Here is a 23,797-nt window from a genome sequence, read left to right on the forward strand (position 1 = left end):
GCATGGGCCAGTTCCTGGGCGCGCGGTCCTTCTTCAGCGAGGACTACGCGCACGGCGCCTTCGCCAAGCTGGAGCGCGACCACCGGATCGTCGGCCTCGTGCGGGTCCGGGTCCCCCGGTCAGGCCCGGAAATCCCATGGTATCGACCCCCGGCCTCCGGTTCGCCCCGGGCCGGACACCAGAGGGAACGCGGAAGGCGGGTCCCGGAATTCCTCCGGGACCCGCCTTCTCGTACAGCCGTGCTGGTCAGACCGTGATCAAGGCATCCAGCGGAGCGCCCCGGAGCGCCGGTTCCAGACGGCCGCGGCCGCCCAGGAATCCGAGTTCCATGAGGACCGCGACACCGGCGACCCGGGCGCCGGCCCGCCGGATGAGCTCCAGCGAGGCCTCGGCTGTGCCGCCGGTGGCCAGGACGTCGTCGATGACCATGACACGGTCGCCGTCGGTCAGGTCCTCGGCGTGGATCTCGATCTCGGCGGTGCCGTACTCCAGCTCGTACGCCTGCGAAAGCGTCGCGCCCGGCAGCTTCCCCGCCTTGCGTACGGGGATGAAGCCGAGGCCGGCGCGGACCGCGACGGGCGCGGCCAGGATGAAGCCGCGCGCCTCCAGACCGACGACCTTCGTGGCGCCGCACCGTACGCACAGCTCCGCGAGGGCGTCCGTCAGCGCTGTGAACGCCACCGGGTCCGCGAGCAGCGGGGTGATGTCCTTGAACATCACGCCGGGCTTGGGATAGTCCGGTACGTCCCGGATGCGGCTGAGCAGGAGGTCCTGCGTGCTCGTCGTCATCGCCGCTTCCCCGGGGACTTGCCGCGGCCGCTGTGGCCACGGTCGGCCGGGCGCTGGCCGACGACCGCACCGGCGGGTGCGGCGGCGTCCGGGAGCCGGTCCTGCGACTCGTCGGAACCGTCGGCGTCGTCCGGCGACTCGCCCCGGGCGGCGGCGGCCGCCCGCTTGGCGAGCACGCGCTTCTTCAGGGCCTTCATCTGCGGGTCGCGTTCCTTCAGGTCGGCGACGAGCGGAGTGGCGATGAAGATCGAGGAGTACGCACCGGCGGCCAGGCCCACGAAGAGCGAGAGCGAGATGTCGTTGAGCATGCCCGCGCCCAGTACGCCACCGCCGATGAAGAGCAGGCCCGCCACCGGGAGCAGCGCGACGACGGTGGTGTTGATGGAACGCACCAGGGTGCCGTTGAGGCTGCGGTTGGCGATCTCGCTGTACGTCCAGCGCGTCTGCTTGGTGATGTCCTTCGACCCCTCCTTGAGACCGTCGAAGACGACGACGGTGTCGTAGAGGGAGTAACCGAGGATCGTCAGCAGACCGATCACGGTGCCCGGGGTGACCTCGAAGCCGACCAGCGCGTACACACCGACGGTGATCGTGAGGTCGTGGATCAGGGCGATGAGGGCGGCGGCGGCCATGCGCCACTCGAAGGCGATGGCGAGGTAGACGACCACCAGGACCATGAAGACGGCGAGGCCGGTCCATGCCTTGTTGGCGATCTGCTCACCCCAGCTGGGGCCGACCAGATCGGCGTTGATCTTGTTCGCCGGGACGCCGAGGTCCTTGGCGAGCTCGTTCTGGACCGGGGTGGCGGTCGAGGTGTCCAGACCACTGATCTGGATGCGCATGCCGCCGTTGCCGAGCTCCTGGACGATCACCTCGTGTCCGGACGCCTCCTCGGCGTGCTCCTGGACCTGGGCGACGGAGGCTCCGGTCTTCGGCGTGGTGAAGACGGCGCCGCCCTCGAACTCGATGCCCATGACCAGGCCGCGCACCGCCAGGCCGACGATGGCCGTGATGGTGATCAGGACCGAAAGGCCGTACCAGATCTTCCGCTTGCCGACGAAGTCGTAACCGACCTCACCGTTGTAGAGGCGGGCGCCGAGACTGCCGAGTCGGGACATCTCAGGCCTCCTTCGGGTCGATGGGGGCGGCGATGCGACGGGTACGGCGCAGCGGAGGCTGCACGCCGAGCCGCTTCGGGTCCAGGCCGGACCACGGGTGGCCCTGGCCGAAGAACTTCGTACGCGCCAGCAGCGTCATCAGCGGCTTGGTGAAGAGGAACACCACGACCACGTCGAGCAGGGTGGTCAGGCCGAGCGTGAACGCGAAGCCCTGCACCTTGCCGACGGTCACGACGAACAGCACCGCCGCGGCGAGGAACGACACGAAGTCGGAGACCATGATCGTGCGCCGGGCGCGCGGCCAGGCACGCTCCACCGCGGGCTTGAGCGTGCGGCCGTCGCGGATCTCGTCGCGGATGCGCTCGAAGTACACGATGAACGAGTCCGCGGTGATACCGATGGCGACGATCGCGCCGCACACCGCGGGGAGGTTCAGCGCGAAGCCGATGCCCGGGCCGAGCAGCGTCATGATCGTGTAGGTCAGGATCGCCGAGACGACGAGGCTGACGATCGCGACGAACGCCAGGCCCCGGTAGTAGGCCAGCAGGTAGATGACGACCAGCGCGAGACCGATCGCACCGGCGATGAGGCCGGCCTTGAGCTGCTCGCCGCCGAGCGCGGCGGTGACGGTGGTGACGGTCTCCTCGTTGAAGGAGAGCGGCAGCGCGCCGTACGACAGGATGTTGGCCAGCTCCTGGGCCGATTCCTGGGTGAAGCTGCCGGAGATCTCGGCGTTGGCGCTCAGGGCCTGGCTGACCGAGGGGGCCGAGACGACTTCGCCGTCGAGGACGATGGCGAACTGGTTCTGCGGGGGCTGCTGCTGCGAGAGCTTGCCGGTGATCTTGTTGAACTTCTTGGAGCCACCGTCGGTGAACTCCATGTTGACCTTCCAGCCGCTGCCGCGCTGGGTGTCCAGCTGGGCACTGGCGTCATCGACGTCCTTGCCGTTGACCTCGGCCGGACCCAGGATGTACTTCTCCCACTCGCCGCCGTTGTTCTTTCCGCAGGCGATCGTGGGGTCCTCGGGCTTGACGTTCTCGCCGGCCCTGGAGCGCTCGGTCTCCTTGGTGCAGTCGAGGGCCTCGAACCGCTTCTGCAGCGCCGAGGTCTCGGGGTCGGCCGAGGGGGTGGCCGACGGCTTGCCGCTCTTGTCCGGGCTCTTGGACGCGCTGCCCGTCGGGTCCGGCGTCTCGTCCTTCTTGAGCCCCTCCGTCACGGCGCGCCCCTGGGTGGTGGCGTCGGCCGACGGCGTCGCGGGCGGCGTGGACTTCTCGTCCTTGCCGCCGGCCGTGGCGTCCGGGGAGGGGGTGGCGGCGGGCGTAGGCGTACCGGCGGTGTACGTCAGTACGGGCCGGAAGTAGAGCTGGGCGGTGGTGCCGACCTGCTCGCGGGCCGACTCGTCGTTCGATCCCTTGGGGATGTTGACGATGATGTTGTCTTTGCCCTGGGTCTGGACCTCGGCCTCCGAGACGCCCAGACCGTTGACACGGCGCTCGATGATGCCGACCGCGGTGTTCATGTTGGTCTCGTTGACCGCGTCGGGCTTGCCGGGCTCGCTCTTCGCCTTGAGCGTGATGCTCGTACCGCCGGCGAGGTCGATGCCCAGACGCGGCGTGACATGACCGGACCAGAACATCCCGCCGGTGAGCGCGACCATGGCGATCAGGATCAGAGCCAGGGCGCGCCCCGGCCTGCCCGGAGCCCCCGCGGGCCTGCGGCCCTTCTTCGGTGCTGCCACCTTCTCGTTTCTCCCTGTCCAACCGCCCCCGCGCCGGGTGAGCGCCGAGGCGGCCACGAAGTATGTGGGGCCCAGCCCCGCGGAAGTCGACACGATCCGGGGACCGGGGTACGCCGGTGGGCGCGCCGCGGTCCCCCTACGTGACTACTTCGCGTCGCCCTCGCCGTCGGTCTTCTTGTCCTTCGGCTCGTCACCGGCCGCGTCGGTCCTGCCCGCCTCGCCGGCCTCGTCCGCCTCGGGCTTCTTGCCGAGGTCGATGCGTGCGACGTCGTCGGTGTCCGAGTCCGCGGACTCGGTCAGCGACGAGGCGTCGTCCGGGACGACCGGAGTGTCGATCTTGAGGTCACCGTCGCCGTGGACGATGCGGTTGTACTCCTCGTCCTCGAGAACGGCGCCGACGGCGTTCTTGGCATAGAGGGCGTGCACGCCGGGAGCGACCTCGAGGAGGACCGTGTCGTCGTGAACTTCCTTGACGGTGGCGTACATGCCCCCGATCGTCCGGACGCCGGTGCCGGGCTGCATGTCGTTGCGCATCTGCGCAGCCGCCTGCTGCTTCTTCTTGGCGGACCGGGTCATCAGGAACATGGCCCCGATGAGCACGATGAAGGGGAGGAGGGTCACGATATTCACGGGACGGAAATTCCTTCGCACGACCGCGCCGGGGAGCGGCCTGATCTACGGGGGGTGGGCGCGCCGACCCGGAAGGGCGGCATCGGCGGAGTCTAAGCGAGTCCGCATCAATGGAACAACGCCCAGCATCGCACCGTGGTTCCTGACCGGGCGACCCTCCGCGCCGTCACGCCCTGAAGAGGCCCTGTTGTCCGCTTCCGCCCTGGCCCTGCTGCGGCGGTACGAGTCCGAGGTGCGCCCAGGCGGCGGGTGTGGCCACCCGGCCCCTCGGCGTACGGGCCAGCAGACCCTCCCGTACGAGGAAGGGCTCGGCGACCTCTTCGACCGTCTCGCGCTCCTCCCCCACGGCCACCGCCAGGGTGGACAGTCCCACGGGACCGCCGCCGAAGAGCTTGAGCAGCGCGCCGAGGACGGCACGGTCGAGGCGGTCGAGACCGCGGGCGTCGACCTCGTACACCTTGAGGGCCGCGGCGGCGATGTCACGGTTGATGACGCCGTCGGCCTTGACCTGCGCGTAGTCGCGGACGCGGCGCAGCAGCCGGTTGGCGATGCGCGGTGTACCGCGGGAGCGCCCGGCGATCTCCGCGGCGCCCTCGACGTCGATCTCGACGTCGAGGAGGCGGGCCGAACGGTGGATGACCCGCTCCAGCTCGGCCGGTTCGTAGAACTCCATGTGCCCGGTGAAGCCGAAGCGGTCGCGCAGCGGGGGCGGCAGCAGGCCGGCCCTGGTGGTGGCGCCGACGAGGGTGAAGGGCGGCAGTTCGAGCGGGATGGCGGTGGCGCCGGGGCCCTTGCCGACGATGACGTCGACGCGGAAGTCCTCCATCGCCATGTAGAGCATCTCCTCGGCGGGCCGGGACATCCGGTGGATCTCGTCGAGGAAGAGGACCTCGCCCTCCTGGAGGGAGGAGAGGATCGCGGCGAGGTCGCCGGCGTGCTGGATGGCGGGGCCCGAGGTGATGCGGATCGGGGCGTTCATCTCGGCCGCGATGATCATCGAGAGGGTGGTCTTGCCGAGACCGGGGGCGCCGGAGAGCAGCACGTGGTCGGCGGTGGCGCCGCGCGCGCGGGCCGCCCGCAGGACCAGGTCGAGTTGTTCGCGGACCTTCTCCTGGCCCACGAACTCGTCGAGGTCCTTGGGGCGCAGCGCGGCCTCGACGGCCTGGTCCTCGCCGTCGGCGCCGGAGCCGACCAGCCGCTGGTCGGTGTCGGTGTCGGGTCCGGTCTCGTCCCAGTTCATTTACGGATCTCTCGAATCAGCGGGCACGGTTGAGGGTCTGGAGCGCGGCGCGCAGCAGCTGCGGCACCGCCGGCCGGCCGCCTTCGGCGAGGACGGCCTCTGCCTGCGGCGCGACCGCCGCGACCGCTTCCTCGGCCTCCCGGGGCGCGTACCCGAGACCGACGAGCGCGGTCTGGAGCTGCTCGCTCCACGGGGCGGGTCCCGGGGCGACGCGCTGGGCGCCCGCAAAAGCGCCGGTGCCGAGCGGCTCGCCGAGGCGGTCCTTGAGTTCCAGGAGCAGCTTCTGCGCGCCCTTCTTGCCGATGCCCGGGACGGCGGTGAGCGCCTTCTCGTCACCCGTCGCGACCGCCAGGCGCAGCGCGTCCGGTGCGTGCACGGCGAGCATGGCCTGGGCGAGCCGGGGGCCGACGCCACTGGCGGTCTGGAGCAGCTCGAAGACCTGCCGCTCGTCGTCGTCGGCGAAGCCGTAGAGGGTCAGTGAGTCCTCCCGCACGACCAGGGAGGTCGCGAGCCTCGCCTCCTGGCCGACACGGAGTGTGGACAGCGTGTTCGGCGTGCACTGCACGGCCATGCCGATGCCGCCGACCTCGACGACCGCGGTGGTCGGGGCGAGTGCGGCGACCGGGCCGCTGACGAACGCGATCATCGCGTGACCTTCCGTACGGGGATGCGGGGCGCGCGGGCCGCGGCGTGCGCCTGCTGGAGGCGGTTGAGCGCGGGAGCGCGCCAGATGTGGCAGATGGCGAGCGCGAGGGCGTCGGCGGCGTCGGCCGGCCTGGGCGGGGCGTCCAGCCGCAGCAGCCGGGTCACCATCGCGCCGACCTGGGCCTTCTCCGCCCGGCCGTCACCGGTGACCGCCGCTTTGACCTCACTCGGCGTGTGCAGGGCGACAGGCAGTCCGCGGCGGGCCGCGCAGAGCATCGCGACCGCGCTGGCCTGGGCGGTGCCCATGACCGTACGGACGTTGTGCTGGCTGAAGACCCGCTCCACCGCGACGTACTCGGGCCGGTACTCGTCGAGCCACTCCTCGATGCCGCGCTCGATGGCGACCAGGCGCTCCCCCAGCTCCGCGTCGGCCGGCGTGCGCACGACTCCGACCCCGAGCATCTTCAGGGGGCGGCCCGCGACGCCTTCGACCACGCCGACGCCGCACCGGGTCAGCCCCGGGTCCACGCCCAGTACCCGCATCGTGCCCCTCCCCTCACGCTTTCGGCCGTCCGTTCCTGCGTTCTTGCCTGCTCAGCACAGTAGCGGCTGGGTCTGACAACGCGCGGACGGGCCGCCGGGAGTGTGTCCCGTCGGCCCGTCCGTGCGTGCAGGGCACTGTCGCCGTGCTGATCAGCCCTCAGGCGTCGACCTTCTCCATGACCTCGTCCGAGACGTCGAAGTTGGCGAAGACGTTCTGCACGTCGTCGCTGTCCTCCAGCGCGTCGATCAGCTTGAAGATCTTCCGCGCGCCCTCCTCGTCGAGCTCGACCTGCATGGTCGGAACGAAGTTGGCGTCCGCCGAGTCGTAGTCGATGCCGGCGTCCTGGAGCGCGGTGCGGACCGCGACCAGGTCGGTGGCCTCGCTCAGGACCTCGAAGGAGTCACCGAGGTCGTTGACCTCCTCGGCGCCGGCGTCGAGCACCGCGCCGAGCACGTCGTCCTCGGACAGTTCGCCCTTGGGGACGACCACGACGCCCTTGCGGTTGAAGAGGTACGAGACGGAACCCGGGTCGGCCATCGAGCCGCCGTTGCGGGTCATGGCGACCCTCACGTCGGAGGCGGCACGGTTGCGGTTGTCGGTGAGGCACTCGATGAGCACCGCGACACCGTTGGGGCCGTAGCCTTCGTACATGATGGTCTCGTAGTCGACGCCGCCCGCCTCGAGACCGCCACCGCGCTTGACCGCGGAGTCGATGTTCTTGTTGGGGACGGAGCTCTTCTTCGCCTTCTGGATGGCGTCGAAGAGGGTCGGGTTGCCGTCGATGTCGGCGCCACCGGTGCGCGCCGCGACCTCGATGTTCTTGATCAGCTTCGCGAAGAGCTTGCCGCGCTTGGCATCGATCACGGCCTTCTTGTGCTTCGTCGTAGCCCATTTAGAGTGGCCGGACATCCGCCTGTCTCCTTCGCGTCACCAATACTGCTGCGTTCGGCAGAGATCCTACCGGGGTCCGGTCAGCGTACGGCGCGCACCATCTCGGTGAAGAGCTGATGCACCCGGTGGTCGCCCGTCAGTTCGGGATGGAAGGACGTGGCGAGGGCATTGCCCTGGCGTACGGCGACGATGTGTCCGTCGTGCTCGGCGAGCACCTCGGCCCGGGCGCCGACCGACTCCACCCACGGGGCGCGGATGAAGACGCCCTCCACGGGGCCGCCTTCGATGCCCTGGACCTCGACCCCCGCCTCGAACGACTCGTTCTGCCGTCCGAAGGCGTTGCGGCGCACGATCATGTCGATGCCGCCGAGCGTCTCCTGGCCCGAGCGCGGGTCCAGGATCTTGTCGGCGAGCATGATCAGACCGGCGCACGTGCCGTAGACCGGCATGCCGTCCTCGATGCGCTCGCGCAGGGGTTCCTGCATGCCGAAGAGCACGGCCAGCTTGGACATGGTGGTGGACTCGCCGCCGGGGATGACCAGGCCGTCGACCTCGGCGAGCTCCTCGGGGCGCCGGACCGGCCTGGCCGTGGCGTCGGCCACGGCCAGGGCGACCAGGTGCTCCCGTACGTCGCCCTGGAGAGCCAGGACTCCGATCACAGGGTTGCTCATGTCCGGCACTACCAGCCGCGGTTGGCGTAGCGCTCGGACTCGGGGAGGGTGTCGCAGTTGATGCCGACCATGGCCTCGCCCAGGTTGCGGGAGGCGTCCGCGATGATCTTCGGGTCGTCGTAGAAGGTGGTGGCCTTCACGATCGCGGCGGCGCGGGCGGCCGGGTCGCCGGACTTGAAGATGCCGGAGCCGACGAAGACGCCCTCGGCGCCGAGCTGGCGCATCAGCGCGGCGTCGGCGGGGGTGGCGACACCGCCCGCGGAGAACAGCACCACCGGGAGCTTGCCGAGCTCGGCGACCTCCTTGACGATCTCGTACGGGGCGCGGAGCTCCTTGGCGGCGGCGTACAGCTCGTTGTTGTCGAAGCCGCGCAGCTTGGCGATCTCGTTCTTGATCTGGCGCAGGTGGCGGACGGCCTCGACGACGTTGCCGGTGCCGGCCTCGCCCTTGGAGCGGATCATGGCCGCGCCCTCGGCGATACGGCGCAGGGCCTCGCCCAGGTTGGTGGCGCCGCAGACGAAGGGGGTGGTGAACGCCCACTTGTCGGAGTGGTTGACCTCGTCGGCCGGGGTCAGGACCTCGGACTCGTCGATGTAGTCGACGCCGAGGGACTGGAGGACCTGGGCCTCGACGAAGTGGCCGATCCGGGACTTGGCCATGACCGGGATCGACACGGCCTCGATGATCTCTTCGATCATGTTGGGGTCGGACATCCGGGCCACGCCGCCGTCCTTGCGGATGTCGGCGGGCACGCGCTCCAGCGCCATGACGGCCACGGCGCCCGCGTCCTCGGCGATCTTCGCCTGCTCGGCGTTGACGACGTCCATGATCACGCCGCCCTTGAGCTGCTCCGCCATGCCGCGCTTCACGCGTGCGGTGCCGGTCTCGGGGGCCTGGGAGTTGCTGGTGCTGGACACGGATGGACCTCACTCGAAGAAAGAAGGTTCTTGCTCCTCTGAGAGAACCTTGCCCGACCAGTCCACTGCAAGGGCCAATACATAGACGGTGGATCCTTTTACTGGCTGCCGGGGCGGTCGGCCAGTGCCACCGGGGGCGCGTCGTCCATTTCGAAGGCGAGCGGGAACGGGGCGTGTCCGGCCAGCCGGAACCAGCGGACCTTGCGATGGCGGCGCAGGGCGCGGGCCGCGCGTACGGAGTCGTTGTGGAAGCGCCGGGCCATCGGGACGCGGCGTACGGCCGCCGCCAGCTCCTGTGCGGCGTCCTCACCGCCGGGCGCCTCCTTCACGGCGTCGACCTGCGCCGTCTCACCGAAGACCGCCCGCAGCGCCTGGCTGAGCTCGCTCTCCGCCACCTCCCGGTGGTCCTCCTCGGCCTGGCGGGCGGCGTGCGCGGCCTGGTAGAGCACGATCGAGGCGGCGGGGTCGAGCACGCCCGAGGTCGCCAGCTCCTGGGCGACCGAGGCGCGGCGCAGCAGCTGGGCGTCGAGCGCGGCGCGGGAAGCGTCGATGCGGGCGTGCAGGCGGTCCAGGCGGCCCGCGGTCCAGCTGAGGTACAGCCCGACGGCAACGAGGGCCACGACGATCCAGATGAGGGTTACGGTCACGGGCGGCAAGGTTACCGGGGTGGTGCGGGGCCCCGGGCGGTGCCGGGAACGGGCCGCTCCGGGGGCGGCGCCCGGCGGAGCCGCTCACCCCACGGGTCAGTCCCGGGCCAGGCCGAACCGTGCCCGCAGCCCCGTCCGCTCGTCGGTGTCCACCGACGCGGCCCCGTCCGTCACCGTCTCGTACACCGACAGGATGTCCGCGGCCACCGTCGACCAGTCGAAGCGCCGTACGTGCGCCGCCCCCCGCAGCCGCAGCTCGTCCAGCCGCTCCGGGTCCCCCAGCAGCCGCACCGCCGCCGCGGCCAGGGCGTCCGCGTCCTCGTTGGCGAAGAGTTCGCCCGCCGCCCCCTGGTCCAGCACCTGCGCGAACGCGTCCAGGTCGCTCGCCAGCACCGCCGCGCCCGCCGACATCGCCTCGACCAGGATGATGCCGAAGCTCTCGCCGCCGGTGTTCGGGGCGACGTACAGGTCGACGCTCCGCAGCAGCCGCGCCTTGTCCTCGTCGCTCACCATCCCGAGGAACTCGACGCGGTCCCGCATCTCCTTCGGCAGCGTGGCAACCGCCTCCTCCTCGTCGCCGCGCCCCGCGACCAGCAGCCGCGCGTCCGGGCGTTCGGCCAGAATCCCGGGGAGGGCGCGCATCAGGACGGGCAGTCCCTTGCGCGGCTCGTCGATGCGTCCGATGAAGCCGATGGTCTGTCCCTGCCACTCGGCCTTCGCGTCGGCCTTCGCGAAGAAGTCGACGTCGACGCCGTTGGGGATGACGACCGCGTCCCCGCCGAGGTGCTCGACCAGCGTGCGCCGCGCGTACTCGCTCACCGCGATACGGGCGCTGATCTTCTCCAGTGCGGGCTGCAGGATCGGGTACGCCGCGATCATCGCCCGCGACTTCGGGTTGGAGGTGTGGAAGGTGGCGACGATCGGCCCCTGCGCCGCCCAGCACGTGAGCAGACCCAGCGAGGGCGAGGTCGGCTCATGGATGTGGATCACATCGAAGGTGCCGTCGTGCAGCCAGCGCCGTACCCGCGCGGCGGAGAGGAACCCGAAGTTGAGGCGGGCGACCGAGCCGTTGTACGGGACGGGGACGGCCCGGCCCGCGGACACGACGTACGGCGGCAGCGGCGTCTCGTCGTCGGCGGGCGCCAGGACGGAGACCTCGTGCCCCAGCCGGATCAGGTGCTCGGCCAGGTCCCGGATGTGGAACTGGACGCCGCCCGGCACGTCCCAGGAGTACGGGCAGACAATGCCGATCTTCACGAGAACTCCCGACGCGGCTCGAGGTCGTCGAGCCACAGTCGTTGCAGCATGTGCCAGTCCTCCGGGTGCTCGGCGATACCGACGGCGAAGGCGTCCGCCACCGCCTGCGTCATGACGGACGTCTTCTCGGCCCGCGTACCTGTCTCCGGTACGCCGACGGGCGCGTGGATGCGTCCGCGCATCACCGGTGAGTCGTCGTACCAGAGGGTCGCCGGCAGCAGCAGCGCCCCGGTCTGCTGCGCCAGCATCGCGGGCCCGCCGGGCATCCGTGCCGTCTCGCCGAAGAACTTCACCTCGGTGCCGGACGCGGACAGGTCGCGGTCGGCGACCAGGCAGACGAGGCCGCCGGCCCGCAGCCGCCGCGCCAGCGTCCCGAAGGCACTGGCACCCGTGTGCGGCAGGACCTCCATCCCGAGGCCCTCCCGGTACGCGACGAACCGGTCGTACAGCGACTCGGGCTTGAGCCGCTCCGCGACGGTGGTGAAGGGGATCCCCAGCGCGGTGGTGGCCCAGGCGCCTGCGAGATCCCAGTTGGCCAGGTGCGGAAGCGCCAGTACGACGCCCCGCCCGGAGGCCAGGGTGTCCGTCAGGAGGTGGATGTCCTCGATCTCGACACCGGCCTTCACCCGCTCCGCGCTCCACGCGGGCAGCCGGAACGACTCCATCCAGTAGCGCATGTACGAGCGCATGCCGGCCCTGGACAGCTCGGCGAGGCGCTCGGGGCCCGCGTCCGGCACCACCCGGGCGAGATTGGACTCCAGCCGCAGCACGCTCGGGCCGCGCCGCTTCCACACCGTGTCGGCGAGCGTGCGCCCGAGGGCGGCGGACACCGGCTCGGGCAGTTTCTTCACGCCGGCCCAGCCCAGGCCGTACAGCGTGTCCGTCAGCCGTTCCCTGACACCGCTCACGAGGTGGCCTCGCTGCCCGGCGACGCCGCCGCGCCCGGCGCAGCCGCCGCGTCGGCCTCCGCCGATTCCCGGCGTACGGTGACGACCCGCTGTCCGAGCGTCACCAGGCTGCCCGCCGCCACGACCCACAGGGCGATCGGCAGCAGTACGTCGATGCCCGGCACCCCGAAGCCGTGCAGTCCGGCGAGCCCGGCGGCGACGAGCGTGATGACGAGCCGCTCGGCCCGCTCCACCAGGCCGTTCACCGCCACCGGCAGGCCGATCGACTCGCCGCGCGCCTTGGTGTACGAGACGACCTGGCCACTGGCGAGGCAGAAGATGGCGACGGCGCACAGCACGTTGTCGTCGCCGGCGCCCGCGTACCAGAGCGCGATCCCGCCGAAGATCGCCGAGTCGGCGACCCGGTCGAGCGTCGAGTCCAGGAAGGCGCCCCAGCGGCTCGACACCCCGGCCTGCCTGGCCATGTTGCCGTCGACGAGGTCGGAGAAGACGAAGAGGGTGATGACGATCGTGCCCCAGAAGAACTCTCCCCGGGGGAAGAAGACCAGCGCACCCGCCATCACTCCGGCCGTACCGACGAGGGTCACCGCGTCCGGGCTCACCCCGCGACGGAGCAGAAACGCGGCGAACGGTGTGAGGACACGCGTAAAGAATGCACGCGCGTACTTGTTCAGCATGGCCTTCCCGAGGGTCGGTGGCCGGTCCAGCCCCTGTGGCCACCGGCTGGCCCATCGTAGCGACGCCGGAGCCGCGACACCGCCGGGGCACCGGCGAGCCACCGGCGGGGCCCCGGCGCCCCGGGGATCGCACGCCACGTATGGACGGAGCGTGGCCGGAGTGGAAAGCTCGAATGACCGCGGGCGTCACCGGTGTCGCCTCGCCACTGCGGCTCCCACATGTCCGCGCCCCCTCTCCTCACCGTGCTCGGAACAGGGAGGCAAGATCATGGGCGACAAGACACACACGCGCCACCCCGGGGCCGCCGGCAGGGCGGCGGCGGCCGACCGGCCCTCGTCCGTACGCAACGTCGTGCTGGTCGGCCACAGCGGATCGGGAAAGACGACCTTGGCCGAGGCCCTCGCGCAGACAGCGGGAGCGGTCAACAGGGCGGGCCGCGTCGAGGACGGCACGACCGTCTCGGACTACGACGAGATCGAGCACCGGCAGCAACGCTCGGTGCAGTTGTCGCTGATCCCGGTCGAATGGGGCGGCGTGAAGATCAATCTGATCGACACCCCCGGATACGCCGACTTCGTCGGGGAACTCAGGGCCGGTCTGCGGGCGGCGGACGCGGCCCTCTTCGTCGTCTCGGGGTCGGACGGCGTGGACGGCTCGACCCGGATGGTGTGGGAGGAGTGCGCCGCGGTCGGCATGCCGCGGGCGATCGTCTTCACCCACCTCGAAGCGGCCAGGTCCGACTTCGACGAGATGACCCGGCTCTGCGCGCAGACCTTCGGGGGCGACGACCCCGACGCCGTACTGCCGCTGTACCTGCCGCTGTACGGACACCGGGGACCCGACGGGCACGCCCCGGTCGAGGGGCTCGTCGGCCTGCTGTCGCAGCGGGTCTTCGACTACTCCTCCGGCGAGCGCCAGGAGGCACCGCCGGACGGCCAGCAGGTACCCCGGATCGAGGCGGCCCGCGGCCGGCTGATCGAGGGGATCATCGCCGAGAGCGAGGACGAGACCCTCATGGACCGCTATCTCGGCGGTGAGGAGATCGACCACAAGACACTCGTCGACGACCTGGAACGGGCCGTCGCGCGCGGCACCTTCCACCCCGTGCTCGCCGCCGCGCCGGCGGCCGACGGGGGCCGCCAGGGCATCGGCACCGTCGAGCTGCTGGAGCTGATCGCGGGAGGCTTCCCGACCCCCGCCGAGCGCGAGGCGCCCGCGGTCACGACGCCCGACGGCAGGCCGCGCCCGCCGGTCACCTGCGACCCCGACGGGCCGCTGGTCGCCGAGGTCGTCAAGACGGCGTCCGACCCGTACGTCGGGCGGGTCAGCCTGGTGCGGGTCTTCTCCGGCACCCTGCGGCCCGACGAGACGGTCCACGTGTCGGGGCACGGCCTCACGGACCGGGGCCACGAGGGCCCGGACCTTCACGAGGCGGACGAACGGATCGGCGCGCTGTCCTCCCCCTTCGGCAAGCACCAGCGCCCCTTGGACCACTGCATCGCGGGCGACATCGCCAGCGTCGCCAAGCTGATGCGCGCGGAGACCGGGGACACCCTGTCCTCGAAGGACGACCCGCTGCTGATGGCACCCTGGACCATGCCCGACCCGCTGCTGCCGCTCGCCGTCCAGGCGCACAGCAAGGCGGACGAGGACAAGCTCTCCCAGGGGCTCGCGCGGCTGGTCGCCGAGGACCCGACGATGCGCCTGGAGCAGAACCAGGACACCCGCCAGCTGGTGCTGTGGTGCTTGGGCGAGGCCCACCGCGACGTGGCACTGGAGCGCCTGCGCAGCCGGTACGGGGTGCGGGTGGACGTCGTGCCCCACAAGGTGTCGCTGCGCGAGACGTTCGGCGCCGGGGCGAGCGGCCGCGGCCGTCACGTGAAGCAGTCCGGAGGCCACGGACAGTACGCGATCTGCGAGATCGAGGTGGAGCCGCTGCCGCCGGGCAGCGGGATCGAGTTCGTCGACAAGGTTGTGGGCGGCGCGGTGCCGCGCCAGTTCATCCCGTCCGTCGAGAAGGGGGTGCGCGCCCAGGCGGGGCGCGGTGTCGCCGCGGGTTACCCACTCGTGGACATACGCGTGACACTGCTCGACGGAAAGGCGCACTCGGTGGACTCCTCCGACGCGGCGTTCCAGACGGCGGGCGCGCTGGCGCTGCGCGAGGCCGCGGCCGACGTGAGGATCCACCTGCTGGAGCCGGTCGCCGAGGTGCTGGTGCTGGTGCCCGACCACTACGTCGGGCCGGTCATGAGCGACCTGTCGGGGCGGCGGGGGCGGGTGGTCGGAACCGAGCAGGCGGGCCAGGGGCGCACGCTCGTACGGGCCGAGGTTCCGGAGATCGAAATGGAACGGTACGCGCTGGACCTGAGGTCGGTCTCGCACGGCACCGGACGCTTCAGCCGCTCGTACGTCCGCCACGAGCCGATGCCGCCCCAGCTGTCGGGCAAGATACGCGAACAGGCGGAAAAAGGGTCATAATTCATGAGCCGCCCGTCCAATTACCTTGCGACGGGCGGCATTTCGCTGTCCCATGACGGGCAGGAACACCCTGGACACGCTGGATACGCTGGGGGCCCAGTTCAGAAGGTGTGCCGGGCACGGCAGTTGAGGACAGGCCGCAGGAGCGGTTGCGCGCGGCGATGGGGGCAGCACAGTGGCGGATGACGGATTCGACTTCTCACCGGGGGCACAGGTACCGCTCCAGGGCTCCGCGGGCCAGACCGCCGCGACCCAGGCCCTCGCCTCGGCGGCGTACCGCGACAGCCCGGTGACCGAGATCCTCAAGGCCAACAACGAATGGCACAAGTCCGAGGTCAAGAAGGGCAAACTCTCCCTCTTCGAACCGAACCTGGGTGAGGCCTTCTCGCGCGCCGTACAGGTGCGCATGCTCGGCGGGGCCCGCAAGGCGCTCATCCAGTCCTTCGGCACCGAACCGCAGACCGTCGTCGAGCACTGCCTCGCCGCGACCCGCATCCGCAAGGAGCGGGACGCCAAGCTCACCGGCGTCATGGCGCTCTTCGGTCTGCTCTTCCTGCCCGGTCTGCTCATCTGGCTCGCCGTCTTCCAGCTGCGCCGCACGATCGCCGGCGCCCAGGGAAAACGGGCCGGCGCCTTCGGCACCGCCGCCCTGATCGCCGTGGGCGGCCTCCTCCTGATCCTCTTCGTCATGCTGCCCCTCGGCGGATTCCTGGCGATCTACCTGCGGGCGATGCTCGTCGCCCCCGTCGTCGGCTGGCTGCTGGCCAAGCGGATCTGCGAATCCACGGCCGTGGACATGCGGAGCCGCTGGGAGAGCCTGCTGGGGGGCGGCGGCGTGGGCGCCAAGATCCCCGAGGCCGTTCCCCGTGACCCCAACGAGTCCGCCGCCGAGCAGCTGCGCCAGTCGCTCGCCAAGCTCACCGCCGAGCAGTACAGCAACTCGGTCTTCTACGCCGGCCCCAAGGGGATACTCGGCATGGGCACCCGCTGGGGCAGCTGGCAGCTCGCCGAGGAGCTCGTCCCCCGGGAGGCCGGCAAGGAGATCCACGGCTTCCGCAGCTGGGACGTCATCCGTGCCATCCACGACCAGCTGCGGATGCTGGAGCGCGGCCCGCTGCACACCGGCGGCTTCCCCAAGCCGTCCGTACGGCACTGGATCGTCGCCCCGATCGGCGAGAACGCGGGCGAGGTGGCCAGGCCCGACGGCCAGGACGTCGACGCGTTCCAGATCAAGGGCCACGAGATACAGCGGATCTGCAACGAGCAGCAGTTCGGCGCCGGAAACCGGCACTACCTGGGTGTGCAGTTCACCCTGTGGGACGGCCAGCTCGTCATCACCATGCTGATCACGGTCACCGTGCTGCACGAGACGCTGCGCATCGAGGTCACCGGCCACGCGCTGGGGCCGGTCCACTCGCTCTTCACCACGAAGCCCGCGGCCAAGACGGTGACGGTCAGCAAGGCGGTCAAGTTCTGGGAGACGGTCGACAAGAACCTGCCGCTCGTGGACGCCAACGAGGTGGTGCGGCTGGCGGTCCGCGCCCCGTTCACCTGGTTCCCGCCGGTCCTCGACTTCTTCGGCGGCAAGATCGTGCTCCCCGAGCCCTTCGGCCTGCGGCACGCCTGGGCCGAGAAGCCCTGGCGGCACCGCTTCATGGCCGACGACGCGATGCGCGCGGCCACGCCCGTGCTGCGCGTGGTCCACGCCGCGGCCATCCGCGTGCTCGACGACCACGGCGTGGACACCGACCGCTTCAGCAACCGTTCCCTGGTCCTCAGCGGCATGGTCCAGGACGCGGCGCCGAGGAAGGCCGACATCTACGACGCGTGACGCTCGGGGAGGGGAAGCCTGCGGGCACCCGTGGGGTCAGACGGCGGGCCAGGCGTCGGCCAGCATCTTGCGGGTGTCACCCAGCAGCTGCGGCAGCACCTTCGTGTGCCCCACGACCGGCATGAAGTTCGTGTCGCCGCCCCAGCGCGGCACCACGTGCTGGTGCAGGTGCGCCGCGATGCCGGCCCCGGCGACCGCGCCCTGGTTCATCCCGATGTTGAAGCCCTGCGCCCCGGAGGCCGTGCGCAGCGCCGACATCGCCTGCTTGGTGAGCAGCGCGAGCTCGGCGGTCTCGGCGTCGTCCAGGTCCGTGTAGTCGGCGACGTGCCGGAACGGGACCACCATCAGGTGTCCGCCCGTGTAGGGATACAGATTGAGTACCGCGTACACGTGCTCACCGCGCGCGACGACGAGACCGTCCTCGTCGGACTTCGCCGGGATCGAGCAGAACGGGCAGCCGTCCTCGGCCCCCGGACCGGTCGGCTTGTTCTCCCCCTGGATGTACGCCATCCGGTGAGGCGTCCACAGGCGCTGGAACGCGTCCGGCGTCCCGACTCCGATCTGCTGCTCCGGCTCAGTCGTCATGGAGTGCAGCATATGACTTGGTACCCGCCGAACGTGTCGCCGGGGCGGGGCCGGCCACCCGGCGGCCATGCTGGGGCGATGCACGACGATCACGGCAGTCCGCTGGAGCGGTGGGAGGAGCGGGCCGAGCTTCCGCTCTTCGCCGCGTCGCTCCTCTTCCTCGCCTCGTACGCGGTCCGCGTGCTGGCCCACGGCCTCGCGCCGGCCTGGCGGAACGCGTGTCTGGCGGTGACCGTGGCCCTGTGGGCGCTGTTCGTCGCCGACTACCTGGTGCGCTGGCGGCTCTCGGGCCGGAGGCTGGGCTTCGTCCGTACCCACTGGCTGGACACCGTCGTGCTGGTGCTTCCGCTGCTGCGCCCGGTCCGCATGGTGCGGGTGTACTGGGCGGTGCAGCGCAGGCGTGACCGGCCCCGGCTGACCCTGCACGCCCGGGTGATCACGTACGCGGGCCTTACGGCCGTGCTCCTGGGGTTCGCCGGCGCCCTGTCCGTCTACCACCAGGAACACGCCGCGCCCGGCGCGACGATCCGTACCTTCGGAGACGCCCTGTGGTGGACCTGCTCGACACTGACGACCGTGGGGTACGGCGACGTGGCGCCGGTGACCTGGGCCGGCCGGCTCATCGCGGTCGGCATGATGGGCGGCGGCATGGCGCTGCTGGGAGCGGTGACGGGCTCCTTCTCGGCCTGGCTGATCCAGACGTTCGCGCGGGAGGACGAGAACAGGCCCCCGGCGGGCTGACCGCTCCGCCGGGGGCCTGGCTCACCGTTCACACGGGAGGGCCGGTCACACCTGGACGCGGCGCTCCACGACGTCGGCGATCTTCGCCAGCGCCTCCTCGCGGGGGATGCCGTTCTCCTGCGATCCGTCGCGGTAGCGGAAGGAGACGGTGCCCGCGTTCATGTCCTCGTCACCAACGATGATCATGAAGGGAACCTTCTGCTTCTGCTGGTTCCTGATCTTCTTCTGCATCCGGTCCGAGGAGGCGTCCACCTCGACCCGCAGGCCCTTCTTCTTCGCGTCGGCGGCGAACTCCTGGAGGTACGGGATGTGCGCGTCGCCGATCGGGATGCCGACCGCCTGCACGGGGGCGAGCCAGGCCGGGAACGCGCCCGCGTAGTGCTCCAGGAGCACCGCGAAGAAGCGCTCGATGGAGCCGAACAGGGCGCGGTGGATCATCACCGGACGCTGCTTGCTGCCGTCGGGGCCGGTGTACTCCAGGTTGAAGCGCTCCGGCAGGTTGAAGTCGAGCTGCACGGTCGACATCTGCCAGGTACGGCCGATGGCGTCCTTGCACTGGACGGAGATCTTCGGGCCGTAGAAGGCGGCGCCGCCCGGGTCCGGGACCAGCGGAAGCCCCTGCTTCTCGGCGACCTGGCGCAGGGTCTCGGTGGCCTCTTCCCAGATCTCGTCCGAGCCGACGAACTTCTCCGGGTCCTTGGTGGACAGCTCCAGGTAGAAGTCGGTCAGGCCGTAGTCGCGCAGCAGGCCGAGGACGAAGGTGAGCGTACGGTCGAGCTCCTCCGCCATCTGCTCCTTGGTGCAGTAGATGTGCGCGTCGTCCTGGGTGAAGCCCCGGGCGCGGGTCAGGCCGTGCACCACGCCGGACTTCTCGTACCGGTACACGGTCCCGAACTCGAACAGGCGCAGCGGCAGTTCACGGTAGGACCGGCCCCGCGCGTCGAAGATCAGGTTGTGCATCGGGCAGTTCATGGGCTTGAGGTAGTAGTCCGTGCCCTCGTCGAGCTGCATGGGCGGGTACATGCCGTCGGCGTACCAGTCCAGGTGGCCCGAGGTCTCGAAGAGCTTCCCCTTGGTCGCGTGCGGGGTGTAGACGAACTCGTACCCCTCCTCCTCGTGCCGGCGGCGCGAGTAGTCCTCCATGACCCGGCGGATGATGCCGCCCTTGGGGTGGAAGACCGCGAGGCCGGAGCCGATCTGCTCCGGGATGGAGAAGAGGTCCAGCTCGGAGCCGAGCTTGCGGTGGTCGCGCTTCTCGGCCTCGGCGAGGAACTCCAGGTGCGCCTTCAGCTCGTCCTTCGACGGCCACGCGGTGCCGTAGATGCGCTGGAGCATCGGGTTCTTCTCGCTGCCGCGCCAGTAGGCGGCGGCGTTGCGCATCAGCTTGAACGCGGGGATGTTCCGGGTGGTCGGCAGGTGCGGACCGCGGCAGAGGTCCTTCCAGCACAGGTCACCGGTCTTGGCGTCCAGGTTGTCGTAGATGGTCAGCTCGCCGCCGCCCACCTCGACGTTCGCGCCGTCGTCGGTCGAGGCGGAGCCCTTGATGCCGATGAGTTCCAGCTTGTACGGCTCGTCCGCCAACTCCTCGCGCGCGGCCTCGTCGGTGACGACGCGGCGCGAGAAGCGCTGCCCGCGCTTCTGGATCTCCTGCATCTTCTTCTCGATGGCCTTGAGATCCTCGGGGGTGAACGGCTTCTCGACGTCGAAGTCGTAGTAGAAGCCGTCCTTGACCGGCGGGCCGATGCCGAGCTTCGCCTCGGGGAAGAGCTCCTGCACGGCCTGCGCCATGACGTGCGCGGTCGAGTGGCGCAGGATGTTCAGGCCGTCCTCGGAGGAGATCTCGACCGGCTCGACCTCCTCGCCGTCGGCGACGACGTACGCCAGGTCCTTCAGCTCGCCGCCCACGCGCGCGGCGACGACGGTGCGCTCACCGGGGAAGAGCTCGGCCGCCGTAGTGCCCGTGGTCACCACGCGCTCTTCCCGCTCGGAATCGCGTTGGATGAACACACGGACGTCCGACACCGGTCACTCCTGTCTGAGGGGGTCGCGCGTAAGTTGTTGCGCGCGCAGTAACCAACTGTACCGAGCCGGGCGGCCCCCTCGCTAAACGGTTAATCCCCGCCGCACGCCTCCTCGAAAAAGTCCAGGTTCTCCTGGAGCGACTTCATCAGCCGGTCCCGCTCCGCGTCGTCCACCTGCACGGGCACCACGCTCCGTGCGCCGGTGAGCCGCCGGAAGCCGCCCCGGCTCTCCAGCTGCCCGTGGACCCTGATCGGCAGCCCGACCAGGTGGGCGTGGCCCGCGATCCGGTACGCCTCCTCGTCGAGCACCATCCGTACGTACGGCACTTCCGCGCCCGCCAGGACACGCAGCCGCACCGTGCCGGCCCCGCGCGGCCCCGAGCGCCGCATCCGTACCACCGCGCCCGTGATCCGTACCGTCACGGAGGGCTCGTCGAGCAGGTAGCGCGCGCCCGCCTCGCGCAGCGCCGGCAGGTCGCCCGGCGAGAACTCCACCGCTTCGGGACGCGCCGCGCACCCCTCGGGCACCCCGGCGGCGGGTGACCACTCCAGGGCCACGCGCGCGCCCTCCGAGCCGTGGACCAGCGCGATCACGGCCTCCGTCAGCTCGCGGCTCACACCGGCCCCGACCGCCGTGTCGAAGGCGTCCATGCCGCCGGTCGCCCGCTGGTAGTCGACGGCCTCGCGGGCGGCGTGCAGGGCGTGGTGCAGCCGTACGACGACGCCGCGTCCCGCCGCCACCGGTACGAACGCGGTGAGGGCGCGCCCGCCCGGCGCGGGCCCCACCAGTACGCCCTCCAGGGACGCCTGCGCCTGCCGCCGGTGCCGTGCGCCGTAGTACCCGGCGCGCCCGCGTGAGGCCAGCGCCGCGGCGAGCAGCATCTGGCGCGCGGCCGAGCGCAGCCGTTCCTGCGCGGTCCACGAGACGGCTCCCGAGGGGCCTTCCGGTACGTCGCGCCACCAGCGGATCTCGTCGCTGGGGACGGTGAGGGAGACGAGCACCTCGCGGGCGGAGGGCGCGGCGCAGCGGGCGAGCGCGGTCAGCGCCTCGCCGAGCAGGTCGTCGCTGTCGGGGAACGCCCGGCTCTCGGGCACGAGCAGGCTCGTCCCGCCGCCGGACGGCCCGGGCGGGGTCCAGCGGGCGTAGCGGCCCGCCGCTCCCCCGCGCCGCCGCCAGCCGTGCCGGGCCAGCAGCACGCCGAGCACGGCGGGGTCGACGTGGGCGGGATCGGGTCCCGCGCCGGCGTCCCAGATGCCGGGGCCCGTGGCGAAGCCGCTGTCGGACTCCGTGCCCGGGTGCGGTCGCAGGGGTTCGTCGATCGGCCGGTGGTGCATCAGGGTCTCCCTCCCACCCCGACCCGGGTCATGATCTCGCAGAGTGCTCGGTCGTCGAATATCCGCGAGGTCGGGATCCGCACAGTGGTCCTGCGCCTGCCCGTCACCGGGTGTCCGGCCAGGTTGGTCCAGTAGCAGCAGTGCCGCAGGTCGAGGCCGTCGTGACCGGCGCGCAGCCAGTCGTCCTGGGTCCGTGGTACGAGCATCACGACAAGGATCTTGTGCACCGACACCGGGCTGCGGGCGAGCTTCTCCAGATGAGCGTTGTCGAGTGTGAAGGAGAAGGCTCCCCCCGCCGGGCGCGGCGGGATCTGATAGGTGCATTTGAGCTGCACCTTGATGGTGACTTCGTCATCGACGGTGTGCCCGGGAGCGCTGTGGCTCACGTGCCAGTCGATGCCGTTGTCCGGAAACGGCTGCGAGAGAGAGCATCCCGCGGCCGCCGCGACCGCGTGCAGATAGCCCACCTGAAGAGTCTCCATGCAGGCAGTGGTGGCGAGTCCGCCGCGCAGCGGTGCGATCCGCTCGGGCAGCAGCCCGCCCGGTTCGGGCTGCGTGAGCGCCATGGCTGACGGTGCCTCCCGGGCTGTGCCGATCAGTTTCCCGTGACGGCCCGCCGACTTCACGCCCCGTCACTTGTGTTGTCTCCGCTGCGTATCCCCCTCAAACGGCGTACCGGACAAACGACCCGGGTATCACCGCTTCGGGCAGGGGACGCGCGCCGTCTGCCAAGGGAGCAAGAGGAGTTCGGACATGACGTGCTGGTACGAAGGACCCCTGGCCGCGTTCGACACCGAGACGACGGGGGTGGATGTCGAGGAGGACCGCATCGTCTCCGCCGCGCTGGTCGTGCAGGACGCGCCGGGCGGACGGGTGCGGGAGACGCGCTGGCTGGTGAATCCGGGGATCCCGGTGCCTCCGGAGGCGACCGGGATCCACGGGCTGACGGACGATCACCTGCACCGCAACGGCCGCTGGCCCGCGCCGGTCATGGATGAGATAGCCAGAGGGCTCGCCGAGCAGAGCATCGCCCGCCGGCCGCTGGTGGTGATGAACGCGCCCTTCGACCTGACCCTGCTGGACCGGGAGCTGAGGCGCCACCGGGCGTCGTCGCTGGGGCGCTACCTGGAGAGCCGCCCGCTGTGCGTGCTGGATCCGCGCGTACTGGACAAGCATCTGGACCGCTACCGCAAGGGCCGCCGTACGCTCACCGATCTGTGTGCGCAGTACGAGGTGGAACTGGACGGCGCCCATGACGCGGCCGCCGACGCGACGGCCTCGCTGGAGGTCGTACGCGCCCTCGGCCGCCGTTTCGCCTCGCGTCTGGAGCGGCTCTCACCGGCCGAGCTGCACACCCTCCAGGCGGTGTGGCACGCGGCGCAGGCGCGCGGCCTGCAGGCGTGGTTCGCGCGCAACGGGTCGGAGGAAGAGGTGAATACGGCGTGGCCGCTGCGCCCCGAGATGCCGGCGGCCGCCGCCTGAACGGACGGTGCGGGGCGATACAAAAAAGCCGGTCCGCCTGTGACGGACCGGCCTTCCCGGGTGGGCGATACTGGTTTCGAACCAGTGACCTCTTCGGTGTGAACGAAGCGCTCTCCCACTGAGCTAATCGCCCGGGAACGGACTGAACCATACAGGCCGCCGGGGGGTTGGTTCAAACCGCGAGCGCGGCCGAGAGCCCGCGCCGCCCGCCCCGCATCATCAGCGCGTGGTTGGCGACGAGGAGCGGCCGCCCGGGTACGGCGAGCCGGCGCATCAGCGCCTTGCGCACCTCCACTTCCTGCTCGTAGAGGGCGCGCGCGCCGCTGCCGCGCGGCTGTACGGTCCAGCGCGCCCAGCCTTCGAGGTCGCCGGTCATGGCCACCTCCAGGACGCCGGCCTCCGGGGCGCGCCGCCTTTCCTGAGCGGTGACGACCAGTTCGTACGGCAGGAAGGAACGGAACCGGGCGATGCCGGTGCGGTCGTCGAGGCGGGTGACCTGCCGCACCTGCGGCCACCACCGCGGGTACTCGTCGACCCGTTCCAGCACGCCGTAGACCCTGCTGGGCGGGGCGGGCAGATCCCAGACGCTGCGAAAGCGGTAACGGCACCAGTCCATGTGCCAAGTCTGCGCGCTCCCGCACGTACTCACCG

24 protein-coding genes and 1 tRNA gene are annotated in these 23,797 nt (G+C 70.9%); 5 read left to right on the top strand and 20 right to left on the bottom strand.

All coding sequences use genetic code 11. The features are described 5' to 3' along the window. Window positions 1–257 (top strand): hypothetical protein (locus tag ACWD0Y_RS05535; RefSeq protein ID WP_450259169.1); only part of this gene is annotated, 257 nt, incomplete at its 5' end. Here the strand turns inward: ACWD0Y_RS05535 and ACWD0Y_RS05540 are convergent. The 14 genes from ACWD0Y_RS05540 to pgsA all read right to left on the bottom strand — a co-directional run bounded on the left by ACWD0Y_RS05540 (window position 247) and on the right by pgsA (window position 12,672). Next, a complete protein-coding gene (locus tag ACWD0Y_RS05540) occupies window positions 247–789 on the bottom strand; it encodes an adenine phosphoribosyltransferase (RefSeq protein ID WP_450259170.1) in 543 nt (180 codons plus the stop codon). The genes ACWD0Y_RS05535 and ACWD0Y_RS05540 overlap by 11 nt on opposite strands. After that, on the bottom strand, window positions 786–1,907 hold the full coding sequence (gene secF / locus ACWD0Y_RS05545; RefSeq protein ID WP_450259171.1) for a protein translocase subunit SecF: 1,122 nt from the start codon (window positions 1,905–1,907) through the stop codon (window positions 786–788). The genes ACWD0Y_RS05540 and secF overlap by 4 nt, the downstream gene beginning before the upstream one ends. Window position 1,908: 1 nt before the next feature. Further along, window positions 1,909–3,645, bottom strand: coding sequence for a protein translocase subunit SecD (secD, locus tag ACWD0Y_RS05550; RefSeq protein WP_450259172.1), 1,737 nt, complete (start codon window positions 3,643–3,645; stop codon window positions 1,909–1,911). Window positions 3,646–3,789: 144 nt separating this feature from the next. Beyond that, entirely contained in the window at window positions 3,790–4,275 is a 486-nt protein-coding gene (gene yajC, locus ACWD0Y_RS05555) for a preprotein translocase subunit YajC (RefSeq protein WP_450259173.1), read from the bottom strand. A gap of 166 nt (window positions 4,276–4,441) precedes the next feature. After that, window positions 4,442–5,515 (bottom strand): Holliday junction branch migration DNA helicase RuvB, encoded by a 1,074-nt coding sequence (ruvB, locus tag ACWD0Y_RS05560; protein WP_450259174.1) that lies wholly within the window; start codon window positions 5,513–5,515, stop codon window positions 4,442–4,444. 16 nt (window positions 5,516–5,531) lie between these two features. After that, on the bottom strand, window positions 5,532–6,161 hold the full coding sequence (ruvA, locus tag ACWD0Y_RS05565; RefSeq protein WP_450259175.1) for a Holliday junction branch migration protein RuvA: 630 nt from the start codon (window positions 6,159–6,161) through the stop codon (window positions 5,532–5,534). Next, window positions 6,158–6,703, bottom strand: a complete 546-nt coding sequence (gene ruvC / locus ACWD0Y_RS05570) for a crossover junction endodeoxyribonuclease RuvC (RefSeq protein ID WP_450259176.1) — start codon at window positions 6,701–6,703, stop codon at window positions 6,158–6,160. The genes ruvA and ruvC overlap by 4 nt, the downstream gene beginning before the upstream one ends. 157 nt (window positions 6,704–6,860) lie before the next feature. Next, on the bottom strand, window positions 6,861–7,613 hold the full coding sequence (locus tag ACWD0Y_RS05575) for a YebC/PmpR family DNA-binding transcriptional regulator (protein ID WP_450259177.1): 753 nt from the start codon (window positions 7,611–7,613) through the stop codon (window positions 6,861–6,863). 62 nt (window positions 7,614–7,675) lie between these two features. Next, a complete protein-coding gene (gene pdxT / locus ACWD0Y_RS05580) occupies window positions 7,676–8,266 on the bottom strand; it encodes a pyridoxal 5'-phosphate synthase glutaminase subunit PdxT (RefSeq protein WP_450259178.1) in 591 nt (196 codons plus the stop codon). Window positions 8,267–8,274: 8 nt separating this feature from the next. Beyond that, the gene (gene pdxS, locus ACWD0Y_RS05585; protein WP_093801836.1) at window positions 8,275–9,183 is read right to left on the bottom strand and encodes a pyridoxal 5'-phosphate synthase lyase subunit PdxS; all 909 of its coding nucleotides are present in this window, start codon (window positions 9,181–9,183) and stop codon (window positions 8,275–8,277) included. A gap of 98 nt (window positions 9,184–9,281) precedes the next feature. Further along, window positions 9,282–9,830, bottom strand: coding sequence for a hypothetical protein (locus ACWD0Y_RS05590; RefSeq protein ID WP_450259179.1), 549 nt, complete (start codon window positions 9,828–9,830; stop codon window positions 9,282–9,284). A gap of 96 nt (window positions 9,831–9,926) precedes the next feature. Next, the gene (locus ACWD0Y_RS05595) at window positions 9,927–11,087 is read right to left on the bottom strand and encodes a glycosyltransferase family 4 protein (RefSeq protein ID WP_450259180.1); all 1,161 of its coding nucleotides are present in this window, start codon (window positions 11,085–11,087) and stop codon (window positions 9,927–9,929) included. Further along, window positions 11,084–11,995: a phosphatidylinositol mannoside acyltransferase gene (locus ACWD0Y_RS05600; protein WP_450259181.1), complete on the bottom strand. Its 912-nt coding sequence runs from the start codon at window positions 11,993–11,995 to the stop codon at window positions 11,084–11,086. The genes ACWD0Y_RS05595 and ACWD0Y_RS05600 overlap by 4 nt, the downstream gene beginning before the upstream one ends. Next, window positions 11,992–12,672, bottom strand: coding sequence for a phosphatidylinositol phosphate synthase (gene pgsA, locus ACWD0Y_RS05605; RefSeq protein ID WP_450259182.1), 681 nt, complete (start codon window positions 12,670–12,672; stop codon window positions 11,992–11,994). Before pgsA ends, ACWD0Y_RS05600 begins: the two co-directional genes overlap by 4 nt. 268 nt (window positions 12,673–12,940) lie before the next feature. Here pgsA and ACWD0Y_RS05610 point away from each other — a divergent pair, with 268 nt between their 5' ends. Both ACWD0Y_RS05610 and ACWD0Y_RS05615 read left to right on the top strand, forming a co-directional pair. Next, a complete protein-coding gene (locus ACWD0Y_RS05610; protein WP_450259183.1) occupies window positions 12,941–15,151 on the top strand; it encodes an elongation factor G-like protein EF-G2 in 2,211 nt (736 codons plus the stop codon). A gap of 175 nt (window positions 15,152–15,326) precedes the next feature. Continuing rightward, entirely contained in the window at window positions 15,327–16,982 is a 1,656-nt protein-coding gene (locus tag ACWD0Y_RS05615; protein WP_450259184.1) for a hypothetical protein, read from the top strand. 36 nt (window positions 16,983–17,018) lie between these two features. On the opposite strand, the gene ACWD0Y_RS05620 is transcribed toward ACWD0Y_RS05615, so the two are convergent. Continuing rightward, window positions 17,019–17,579: an HIT family protein gene (locus ACWD0Y_RS05620; RefSeq protein ID WP_450259185.1), complete on the bottom strand. Its 561-nt coding sequence runs from the start codon at window positions 17,577–17,579 to the stop codon at window positions 17,019–17,021. A 66-nt stretch (window positions 17,580–17,645) separates the two neighbouring features. Here ACWD0Y_RS05620 and ACWD0Y_RS05625 point away from each other — a divergent pair, with 66 nt between their 5' ends. Then, entirely contained in the window at window positions 17,646–18,308 is a 663-nt protein-coding gene (locus tag ACWD0Y_RS05625) for a potassium channel family protein (RefSeq protein ID WP_450259186.1), read from the top strand. A gap of 45 nt (window positions 18,309–18,353) precedes the next feature. On the opposite strand, the gene thrS is transcribed toward ACWD0Y_RS05625, so the two are convergent. From thrS to ACWD0Y_RS05640, 3 genes are all read right to left on the bottom strand, one after another. After that, window positions 18,354–20,330, bottom strand: coding sequence for a threonine--tRNA ligase (thrS, locus tag ACWD0Y_RS05630; RefSeq protein ID WP_093801828.1), 1,977 nt, complete (start codon window positions 20,328–20,330; stop codon window positions 18,354–18,356). An 89-nt stretch (window positions 20,331–20,419) separates the two neighbouring features. Next, a complete protein-coding gene (locus ACWD0Y_RS05635) occupies window positions 20,420–21,664 on the bottom strand; it encodes a hypothetical protein (protein ID WP_450259187.1) in 1,245 nt (414 codons plus the stop codon). Beyond that, entirely contained in the window at window positions 21,664–22,230 is a 567-nt protein-coding gene (locus tag ACWD0Y_RS05640) for a DUF4365 domain-containing protein (protein ID WP_093801826.1), read from the bottom strand. Before ACWD0Y_RS05640 ends, ACWD0Y_RS05635 begins: the two co-directional genes overlap by 1 nt. Window positions 22,231–22,417: 187 nt before the next feature. On the opposite strand from ACWD0Y_RS05640, the gene ACWD0Y_RS05645 reads away from it, so the two are divergent. Further along, a complete protein-coding gene (locus ACWD0Y_RS05645) occupies window positions 22,418–23,146 on the top strand; it encodes an exonuclease domain-containing protein (RefSeq protein ID WP_450259188.1) in 729 nt (242 codons plus the stop codon). 61 nt (window positions 23,147–23,207) lie between these two features. Here the strand turns inward: ACWD0Y_RS05645 and ACWD0Y_RS05650 are convergent. Both ACWD0Y_RS05650 and ACWD0Y_RS05655 read right to left on the bottom strand, forming a co-directional pair. Further along, window positions 23,208–23,279 (bottom strand) — tRNA-Val (locus tag ACWD0Y_RS05650). A gap of 39 nt (window positions 23,280–23,318) precedes the next feature. After that, window positions 23,319–23,762, bottom strand: coding sequence for an SRPBCC family protein (locus ACWD0Y_RS05655; RefSeq protein WP_450259189.1), 444 nt, complete (start codon window positions 23,760–23,762; stop codon window positions 23,319–23,321). Window positions 23,763–23,797 lie beyond the last annotated feature (35 nt).

Source organism: Streptomyces altiplanensis, from assembly GCF_053591575.1.